Source organism: Pseudomonas sp. PNPG3, from assembly GCF_023093815.1.
In the GTDB taxonomy this organism is placed as follows: domain Bacteria; phylum Pseudomonadota; class Gammaproteobacteria; order Pseudomonadales; family Pseudomonadaceae; genus Aquipseudomonas; species Aquipseudomonas asiatica.
Genome location: NZ_JALLKV010000181.1, coordinates 1 through 281 on the forward strand (window position 1 = coordinate 1; position 281 = coordinate 281).

General features: G+C 81.1%; 1 protein-coding gene. It reads right to left on the minus strand.

The genetic code is table 11. From position 1 onward, the window contains the following. Positions 1-281 (minus strand): NAD(P)H-hydrate dehydratase (locus MJ643_RS30650; RefSeq protein WP_282103302.1); only part of this gene is annotated, 281 nt, incomplete at both ends.

Consider the following 281-nt stretch of genomic DNA (forward strand, 5'->3'; position numbering starts at 1 on the left):
CGCCCGTGCGTCGACGGCGAGGCCGAGCCGGTCGGCGAGCCGGGCCGCCTCCCCGCGGTGCGGGGTCAGCACCACGTCGGCGGTGAAGCGGTCGCCGGGGCGGAGCCCGCCGAGCGCCCCCGCGTCGATCGCCCCGCGCCGGATCCCCGCCGCGCGGCCATCGTCCCCGCGGGCGAGCGCCGCGATCCCGGCCCGGACCCGCGGGTCCTCCGGGTCGAGACCGGGGCCGACGACGAGCGCATCGGTGCGGCCGAGATCGTCGAGGCCGACGACGGTGACCT